This is a genomic window from Candidatus Baltobacteraceae bacterium (genome assembly GCA_035502855.1).
Taxonomy (GTDB): Bacteria; Vulcanimicrobiota; Vulcanimicrobiia; order Vulcanimicrobiales; family Vulcanimicrobiaceae; genus Aquilonibacter.
Genome location: DATJTX010000008.1, coordinates 1 through 8819, shown reverse-complemented (window position 1 = coordinate 8819; position 8819 = coordinate 1). Strand labels below are relative to the sequence as shown.

The 8819-nt window shown below is 63.9% G+C and carries 7 protein-coding genes; 3 read left to right on the top strand and 4 right to left on the bottom strand.

The annotated features are described in order from the left end of the window. Nucleotides 1-78 precede the first annotated feature (78 nt). From pstA to pstS, 3 genes are read right to left on the bottom strand one after another with little or no spacing between them, the layout of a single operon-like run. Nucleotides 79-942 carry a phosphate ABC transporter permease PstA gene (pstA, locus tag VMF11_01865; GenBank protein HTU69040.1) on the bottom strand — a complete coding sequence of 288 codons (864 nt, stop codon included), beginning with the start codon at nucleotides 940-942 and terminating at the stop codon, nucleotides 79-81. Continuing rightward, entirely contained in the window at nucleotides 942-1985 is a 1044-nt protein-coding gene (pstC, locus tag VMF11_01860) for a phosphate ABC transporter permease subunit PstC (GenBank protein HTU69039.1), read from the bottom strand. The genes pstA and pstC overlap by 1 nt, the downstream gene beginning before the upstream one ends. Nucleotides 1986-1989: 4 nt before the next feature. After that, nucleotides 1990-3042, bottom strand: coding sequence for a phosphate ABC transporter substrate-binding protein PstS (pstS, locus tag VMF11_01855; GenBank protein HTU69038.1), 1053 nt, complete (start codon nucleotides 3040-3042; stop codon nucleotides 1990-1992). Between the two features lie 182 nt (nucleotides 3043-3224). Here pstS and thrS point away from each other — a divergent pair, with 182 nt between their 5' ends. From thrS to tsaD, 3 genes are all read left to right on the top strand, one after another. Further along, the gene (gene thrS / locus VMF11_01850) at nucleotides 3225-4946 is read left to right on the top strand and encodes a threonine--tRNA ligase (protein HTU69037.1); all 1722 of its coding nucleotides are present in this window, start codon (nucleotides 3225-3227) and stop codon (nucleotides 4944-4946) included. Beyond that, a complete protein-coding gene (locus VMF11_01845; GenBank protein ID HTU69036.1) occupies nucleotides 4943-5911 on the top strand; it encodes a hypothetical protein in 969 nt (322 codons plus the stop codon). The genes thrS and VMF11_01845 overlap by 4 nt, the downstream gene beginning before the upstream one ends. Before the next feature lie 69 nt (nucleotides 5912-5980). Then, on the top strand, nucleotides 5981-6991 hold the full coding sequence (gene tsaD / locus VMF11_01840) for a tRNA (adenosine(37)-N6)-threonylcarbamoyltransferase complex transferase subunit TsaD (GenBank protein ID HTU69035.1): 1011 nt from the start codon (nucleotides 5981-5983) through the stop codon (nucleotides 6989-6991). A gap of 613 nt (nucleotides 6992-7604) precedes the next feature. Here tsaD and VMF11_01835 read toward each other — a convergent pair. Next, nucleotides 7605-8819, bottom strand: a 1215-nt coding sequence (locus tag VMF11_01835) for a transposase (GenBank protein HTU69034.1), incomplete at its 5' end; no start/stop codon positions are given.

The window sequence follows — 8819 nt, the reverse complement described above, 5'->3', positions numbered from 1 at the left end:
CTGCGCAATATCCGGAACGCCGGTGCCCGCGTCGGCACGCGTACCGAACTCGTCGATCCGGCATTGGAACGCCACGGCTTAGCGCGAGCGGCTGCCGGCCAGTTTGTACTCCACGAAGCTGCGGGCCAAGAGGTTCGTGAGGAAGACGAAGATCATCAGCAGCGCGGCGGCGGCGTACGCAAGCTGGTGCGACGCTTCGAAAGGCTGACTGATGTACGTCCATACGACGTACGTCAGATACCCGACCGGTGAATGCGTCGGCGCGAGCGAGGGCATGTAGTTCGACCAACCCGCGGTGTAGATCAGCGGCGCCGTTTCGCCCAGGCCGATGCCGGTGGCGACGAGCAGGCCGGTGAGAATGCCCGGCAGCGCATACGGAAAGTTGATCGACGCGACGACCATCGCCGGACGCGCGCCGAGCGCGGCGGCGCCTTCTTTGAGTGCGGTCGGCACGTTCGTGAGCGAAACGTCGGCTGCACGTACGACGTACGGCAGCATGAAGATCGCGAGCGCGAGCGATCCGGCGATCAGCGAGAAACCCCATCCCGCGATCTCGACCAGCGCCACGTAGAGAAAATATCCGACGACGATCGACGGGATGCCGGCGAGCACGTCGACCATGAAGCGAATCGTTCTCTTGCCCCACGGCGGCGCAAACTCGACCGTCCAGACCGCGGTTCCCAGACCGACCACGATGACCATGATCAGCCCGATGATCACGAGCAAGAACGTGCCGGCGATCGCGTTGGAGAGTCCGCCGGCGATACCGTGCGTCGGCGTAAAGAAGATTTCCGGTTTGAGCGCCGGCACGCCGCGCGCGAGCACGAACGCGAAGATCGCGAAGAGAATACCGATCACGGCGATCAGGCAGGCGACCGAAAGCGCCCACCAGGCCCGGCTCGCATAGGTTTTCGGCGAGACTCCGCGCATCACGGCGGCCATTAGGCGTGCCCTCCCTCACGGCGATCCGCCCCGCGCATGATGCCGCGCGCGATCACGTTGACGAGCAGGGTGATGATGAAGAGCACGCAGGCCAGTTCAGCCAGCGAGCGCTGCGCCATTCCGGACGCATCGGTCAAAGCGGATTCGAGTTGCGAGACGATTACCGCCGCGATCGTGTTGACCGGTGAAAAAACGTTCTGCGGAAACGAATTGATCGCGGCGCCGCACACCATCAGCACCGCCATCGTTTCGCCGAGGGCGCGGCCGAACGCGAGCAGCACCGAAGCAACGATCCCCTTGCGCACGCTGGGAAGCACCGCGCGAACCATCGCCTGCCAACTGGTGCTGCCGAGCGCCATGCTCGCTTCGAAGAGCGAATTCGACTGCGCGAGAATCACGTCGCGCGTGGTCGCCACCATGATCGGAATCACCATCAGCGAGAGAATGAACACCGACGCGGCCAAGCCGTTTCCGCTGCCCGCCGATCCTCCCAAAAAGGGAATGAAGCCGAGGTGCGTGGTGACCCACGGCGCAAGCGCGCCGCCGATCCACGGCACGAGCACCACCATGCCCCACAATCCGTACACGACCGACGGCACGCCGGCCATCAGTTCGACCAGCGCGTTGGCGAGCGGCCGAATCATCCGCGGAATGCGATAGACCAACGAGAGCGCGACCATCAGCGAGAGCGGCACCGCCACCACCATCGTCAAGAGCGCCGTGAGCGCCGATCCGAAGATGAAGACCAGTGCGCCGAACGCCGCACCCGCCTCCGCGGTGAAGCCGGCGCGGCTCACGGTTGCGCTGCCGTATTGATTCCCGATGTTCCAGATCGGGCTGGTGAAAAAGGCAATGCCGTTGAATCGAATCGCCGGATAGGCGTAGGCGATCAGGAAGAACAGCATCAGGAAAATGATCGCGAAGCTCGCCAGCGCGGCGAGCCCCGTGAGAGTACGCAGCACCGCCTGCGAACCGGTGCGTTGTAGTGTCGCCGGGGACGCCGCTTTCGCGGCGCCCCGTACGCTCAGGTTGATGGCAGCCATGCCCCTATTGGATCTTCTCGATCTGAGCTTTGCTCTTGGCGACGATCGAGGACGGTAAAGGCAAGAAGTGCACGGCGTCGAGGAAGCGTGCCGACTGTCCGCCGCTGCGTTCGAGCGACCAGTTGAGGAACGCCTTCAGCGCCGAAGCCTTCGCGCCGTCGCTTTGCTTCGGATTCACGATCGCGTATTCGTAGTTGATGATCGGATACGACTCGGCGCCCGGAGCGAAGATCAAGGAAATGCGCTCGTCGGACGGCGTTTGCGCATCGAGCGAGCGCGCCGCTGCGCCGATCGTCGTCGCGGTCGGGAGCACGAACTTGCCGCTGCGGTTTTCGAGCGCGGCATAGCCCAGCCCGGCCTTGTCGGTCTGATTGAGGAAGCTCACGCCGATGTAGGCGATGCCGCCCTTCGTATTCTGGCAGGTTTGCACCATGCCGGGATTGCCGGTCGCACCGACCGCGGTCGAAACCGACGGCCAGCTGATCGTCGTGCCGTATCCCGGCCCGCCGGCCCACGACGGCGTCGACTTGGTGAGGTACTGGGAGAAAATGAACGTATCGCCCGAGCCGTCCGAACGATGGATCGGAACGATCTGCAGGTGCGGAAGTTTGCTTCCGTACCGTCTGTTGATGTCTTTGATCTTCGCGTCGTCCCAGTACTGAATCTGACCCGAATAGATACCGGCGAGCACCGGACCCGAGAGGTTGAGGTGCACGTCGTTCAATCCGGGCACGTTGTAGTTGATCTGCTGCGCCGAGATTGCAAGCGGAATGTTCAGCATCGGGCTGTTCTTCATCTGTGCGTCGGCCATGTACGCGTCGGACGCGCCGATTTGCGCGACGCCGGAGATCGCCTGCGAGATGCCGGTGCCGCTCCCCGTACCCTGCGTCGTGATCTGCACGTCGCCATGGGCCTGTTGGTAGGCGGCCACCCAAAGGTTCATCAGCGGATAGAGCAGCGTCGAGCCGGTCTCCAAAATGTCGGTCGCCGCCAGCGCCCGCCCGCTGACGGACACGAGCAATAGCGCCGCGAGGGTCAGCGCCAAGGTCTTACGCATCAAGAAAACTCCTAAAAGCACGTGGGAGAAAACGAGCGGTAACGCTACCGCTCTCGACACTAGGTATGGTGCGGTGCGGCAAACTAAAGTGGCCTTAAAGCCGCCTTATCGACGCCTTAAGCTTCCCCGTCGTGCGATGATTCTAAGGAGGCGCTCCGGCCGTTGCCGAAACGGCCCCCGGTATGCCCGAGACCCTCACCCCATTGCCCGCGCTCCGTCACACGGCCGCTCACGTCCTCGCCTACGCCGTCCAAGATCTCTTCCCCGATGCCAAGCCGACCATCGGCCCGGCGATCGAAAGCGGATTCTATTACGACTTTGATCGTAGCGAACCGTTCACGAACGACGATCTCGAGCGGCTCGAAGCACGCATGCGGGCGATCGTCGACGCCGATTACGAGATGCGCGGTCAAACGGTGACGCGCGCCGAAGCGATCGAACGTTTTGCGGGCAATCCCTACAAAGTCGAACTGGCGCGCGAAATTCCCGAAGGCGAGCCGATCACGCTCTACACGATCGGCAACTTTACCGATCTCTGCCGGGGCGGCCATGCCCATCGCACGGGTGAGATCGGCGCGCTGAAGTTGACCAGCGTCGCCGGCGCGTACTGGCGCGGCGACGAGCACAACCCGATGCTGCAGCGCATCTACGGCACCGCTTGGCATACGAAGAAAGAACTCGAGGCCTACCTCGCCCAGGTCGAGGAAGCGCAAAAGCGCGATCACCGCCGGCTGGGTCACGAACTCGACCTCTTCTCGATCGAAGAAGACGCCGGGGGCGGACTCGTCTTCTGGCATCCCAAGGGCGCGATCGTCCGCGGCCTCATCGAAGAATTCATTCGCACGGGTCTGCGCGAGCGCGGCTATCAGCCCGTCGTCACGCCGCACGTCGTCAGCGAACGGCTCTTCGAGATCTCGGGCCACCTCGAAAATTTCGCGCAGGGAATGTTCGGCCCACTCGAAGTCGAGGAGCAGCGTTTTCGTCTCAAGCCGATGAACTGCCCCGGCCACATCCTGATCTATCGTTCGCAGCCGCGCAGCTATCGCGATTTGCCGATTCGCTACGCCGAATTCGGCACCGTCTATCGCTTCGAACGTTCCGGCGTGCTGCACGGTCTCACCCGCGTGCGCGGCTTCACCCAAGACGACGCGCACCTTTTTTGCACGCCCGAGCAATTGCAAGGTGAGTTCGAACAAACGCTCGACGAAGCGCTGCGCCTGATGAAAGCGTTCGGCTTCGCCGAGTTCGAATATTTTCTCTCGACCCGCGAAGAGCGGCTGCGCGGCGAGACCGATCCGATCGCGGAAGACGCGATCCGGCGCGCACTCGAGCGCTACGAGCTTCCGTATCAGATCGACGAGGGCGGCGGCGCATTCTACGGTCCGAAGGTCGACATCAACGTACGCGACGCGATCGGACGCAAGTGGCAGCTCGGCACGGTGCAAGTCGATTTCGTACTGCCCGAACGATTCGAACTGAAGTATCGCGCGAGCGACGGCCTCGATCATCGCCCGGTGATGATCCATCGTGCCCTCGCCGGCTCACTCGAACGCTTCTTCGGTATCCTGATCGAGCATTACGGCGGCGCGTTTCCGGCCTGGCTCGCGCCGGTGCAGGCCGTGCTCGCACCGATCTCGGAACATCAACTCGCGTACGCGCGTGAAATCGCCGCGCGGCTCGAGGGGATGGGATTCCGGGTGAGCGTCGACGAGAGCAACGAGAAGCTCGGCTACAAGATTCGGCACTGGAAGACGCAGAAAGTTCCCTACATCTTGGTCGTGGGCAAACAAGAAGCGGCAGACGGCACGGTCAACGTGAACGAACGCGCGGTCGAGGAGAAGCGCACCGTCTCGGTGAGCGAATTTGCCGACGAGCTCCAGCGAAAGGTCGACACCCGAGCATGAAATTTGTCATCTCTCGTCCCTCGACTTGGCTCGGGACAGGCTCCGCGAAGCGCAGTCGAGGGACCGCCCTGGTTTTTGCAGCGGCGTGTCTCGCGCTCGCGGCCTGCCAAGGGAGTTTCGGCAGCGGCGGCACCTCGGCGCCCGGAGGCGTCAATCCGCCGGTCAACGCCCAGATGCCCGCTTCGCCCGCGGCCGAGCATCCCGAGGCGAAGCGCTCGGGTGAAGTCGCCGCGACCACGCCGCCCGGCGACACCGTCACCTATCCGGTCGCCGACGCGCCGAACGGTCTGAAGTGCCCGCAAGATCAGGGTTTTTCGTGCACGCTCAAGTTCACGGTTGCGGCAACGCCGACACCGTCGGGCTCGCCCTCGGCATCGCCCTCGCCGACGCCGACGCCGACACCCACGCCGACACCGACGCCCACGCCGTTCGGCGGCGCATCACCGCTCTTCACGCCGACGCCCTCGCCCAGCGCATCGCCGGCGACGAGCGGACCCCACATCACGCTCACCATTGCGGGCCTGCCGAAAAACGCGCCCAAGATGACCAGCCCCAATCCAAAGGCGGTCGCAACGGTCGCACTCATTGCGCTGCGCATGCGTACCGACGCCGACATCACGATCACGGGCAAGACGATGGCCGACTTCACCCTACCAAAGGAACAGATCGGCGGTCGCGGTTTCGCGGTGCAGCTCTTCCGCGAGAGCGTGCACAAACGCAAGGTCGACGATACGTTTTACGGCTCGTATTCCGAATCGAGACTCGACGGGACGACGCTGCACTTCGAACTCGATGCGCCGAACCTGCCGGTCAAGAAGGATGAAACGTGGCTGCTCGTGCTCTACGGCGACGAACTTCCCGAGCTGAGTCCATCACCGAGCGCATCGGCCTCATCGAGCGCGTCACCGAGTGCCTCGCCGAGTGCATCACCGAGCGCCTCGCCCTCGCCGTCCGCATCACCGTAACCCATTGTCATCCCGAGCCCTTCGACTCGCTGCGCTCGCTCAGGACAAGCTCCGCGAGGGACCACCGAAATGACCATCCTCGGTATCGAGACGTCGTGCGACGACACCGCGACCGCGATCGTTCGCGACGGCCGCGACGTGCTCGCGAGCGTCTCCACCAATCAGGACGCGTTTCACGCGAAGTACGGCGGCATCGTGCCCGAGATCGCGAGCCGTCAACACGTTGCGCTGCTCTCTGCCGCGGTCGACGACGCACTCGGACGCGCCGAGATCGCGTTGCGCGACCTCGATGCGATCGCGGTCACGCGCGGCCCCGGTCTGATCGGCAGCCTCGTCGTCGGTGTCGCGGCCGCCAAAGCGCTCGCGTTCGCGCTGAACAAACCACTCTACGCGATCAATCACTTGCACGGCCATATCTTCGCCGCGTTTCTCGACCGCGACCACGAACCGCCGTATCCGTTTCTCGCGCTGCTCGTTTCCGGCGGACACTCGCAACTCGTCGACGTGCGCTCGGCGACCTCGATGCACGTCATCGGCCGCACGCGCGACGATGCCGCCGGTGAGGCCTACGACAAAACGGCGCGTCTGCTCGGCTTACCGTATCCCGGCGGGCCGCGGCTCGACGCGCTCGCTCGCGGGGGGAATCCCAAGGCGCATGCGTTTCCGCGCCATCGCCCCGATATCGGTACGCTCGACCTCTCATTTTCCGGATTGAAGACGTCGGTCCGATACTTTCTCGAATCCGACGAAGGCAAACGAGCGAATCCGGCCGACGTCGCGGCGTCGTTTCAAGCCGCGGTCATCGACGTGCTGATGGCGCGCGTCGATTCGGCCTTCGCACGCGGCGAGTACCGCGCGCTCGTCGTCTCCGGCGGCGTCGCCGCTAACTCGGAATTGCAATCGCGCGTGCGCGCGTGGAGCGCGGCGCGCAACGTGCCTGCCTTCATCCCGCCGCCGAAATACTGCACCGACAACGCGGCGATGATCGCCGCGGCCGCGTACCACCAACGCCCGATCGCGCGCGTCGACCCACTCACGCTCTCGGCCGACCCGAACCTTCCGTTCGAACCCGCCGCCTAGGGAAGCTCTGAAGAAGTCCATGCACCGATCGTTATGGCCCCGATGGCCGCAGACCCGAGGAGTCGGCGAGGGAGCATAGCCGGGGTGTTCTGTGACCGAGCCGACGACGATGGAGATGCGCCATCGCGGCCACAACCCTTCGGGCAAGGGCATTTTCCGGTGCGGGTCTTCGTTGCATCCTCGGTCACAGAGCGCGTTGCTATGCTCCCTCGGATGCGCCTCGATTCGCACCGGAAAATGCTCCTTGCGATCGGTACAGCGACCTCTTCAGAGCTTCCCTAGGGCAAGGCGTCGTTTTACGCTGAATCGAATACAGAACCATGGATTCGCGCGAGGACCGCGCCGCGAGACGGCGCGCGACGTGGACCGGTTTCGTCGCACACTCGGCTACAGAGGCTGCGGCATACGAGCGCGCGGCCGCGACGGCTATGCCGCCGGCAGAACGCGTCGAGGCAATTTGGGAACTCGTGCTGCGCATGCGGTGGGGAGACGATGCAGCAGAATACCGACTTGATCGAACTGTTGGCCGCGTTGAACGCCGAAGGAGCTAGATTTCTGATCGTTGGCGCCTATGCGTTTGCCTTTCTTCGTTGTGACTGCCTTGCAACACATCCTACGCTGCAACCGGCTCCGCACCGGTATCCGGGAGTCTTGAGAGCGCCAACTGCGCTCGCCGGCGGATCTCCAGCGCCGCGTTGACGTCCGCATGGGTCGAAAACCCGCAGCGAACGCACGTAAAGCGCCTTCTCCGTCGACTTTCTCGCTCGCAAGCGCCGCACTTCGCGCAGGTCTGCGATGAGAAATGGGGGTCTACCTCAACCACCATACGCCCAGCCTCTGCCGCTTTAGCGATGATGAATCCTCGAAGTAGACCAAAACTTGCATCGAGCATCCGCCGATTCAATCCAGCTTTGGCCGCGACGTTGCGGCCCGGCTCCTGGAGCGTGCCTTTTGCGCTGCGCGTCATGTTGCGCACGTTGAGCGCTTCGATCGCGATGACGCCTGTGCAGGCGACAATCTTGCCCGCCAGCGTATACAGCGTCTGCCGGCGACGATTCGCTTCCCGTTCCTTGGCGCGCGCTAAGCGCAGTACCGCGCTTTTGCGGGCGGGATCGTGCCGATTCAGAGGGCGGCCGCGTGAATCGCGCTGCGTGATCGCCTCGAGCGCGCGCTGATGATGAGCGATACGCTGCCGATTGCGCTCGGCGTGCGCGGGATTATCGTGTAATCGGCCTTCGCTGGTTGCCGCCAGTACGTGAATGCCGCGGTCGACACCGACGATCCGCCGCAGGTCGACCGGTCCTTGCACCTCGGCTCGTTCGCATTCGAAACAGGCGTACCAGCGGCCGTTACGTTCCAGGATCCATGCCCGCCCGAACGGGGGGACCGATCGGCCTTTACGCAGCCTCACGCGGCCGATGCCGGGAATCCTCACCGAGCGTTGCGCCACATCGAACGTGAGCGCGCGATTGCCGTGTGGAAATGTCAGCTGCTTCCAGCGGGCCGCCGGCTTGAAGCGCGGAAAGCCCGGGGTCTTGCTTCGCTCGATGCGTCGGAAGAACGCCTGCATCGCCAGATCGAGGCGATGCAGTACGGCGTCTTCGCATTCTCGGTAGACTGCCGCAAGGCGGCCGTCAAGACGGTCCATCGGCTTGCGCAGTGCCGTGATTTCCGAGTACTGCATCCTGGCAGAAATCTTCACCTTACGCAGACGGTATGCGTCGCGACGCTCTTGGAGCAGCGCGTTGTACAGTTCCCGCGTGACGTTCAGCGCAAAGCGAAGGCGCTCCGCCTGACGGAACGTGGGATACAGCCGCACGCGTTCGAT

Excerpts from the sequence above, each read along its gene's own strand:
- pstA (HTU69040.1), bottom strand. The coding sequence starts at position 942 with ATGGCCGCCGTGATGCGCGGAGTCTCGCCGAAAACCTATGCGAGCCGG.
- pstC (HTU69039.1), bottom strand. The coding sequence starts at position 1,985 with ATGGCTGCCATCAACCTGAGCGTACGGGGCGCCGCGAAAGCGGCGTCC.
- pstS (HTU69038.1), bottom strand. The coding sequence starts at position 3,042 with ATGCGTAAGACCTTGGCGCTGACCCTCGCGGCGCTATTGCTCGTGTCC.
- thrS (HTU69037.1), top strand. The coding sequence starts at position 3,225 with ATGCCCGAGACCCTCACCCCATTGCCCGCGCTCCGTCACACGGCCGCT.
- VMF11_01845 (HTU69036.1), top strand. The coding sequence starts at position 4,943 with ATGAAATTTGTCATCTCTCGTCCCTCGACTTGGCTCGGGACAGGCTCC.
- tsaD (HTU69035.1), top strand. The coding sequence starts at position 5,981 with ATGACCATCCTCGGTATCGAGACGTCGTGCGACGACACCGCGACCGCG.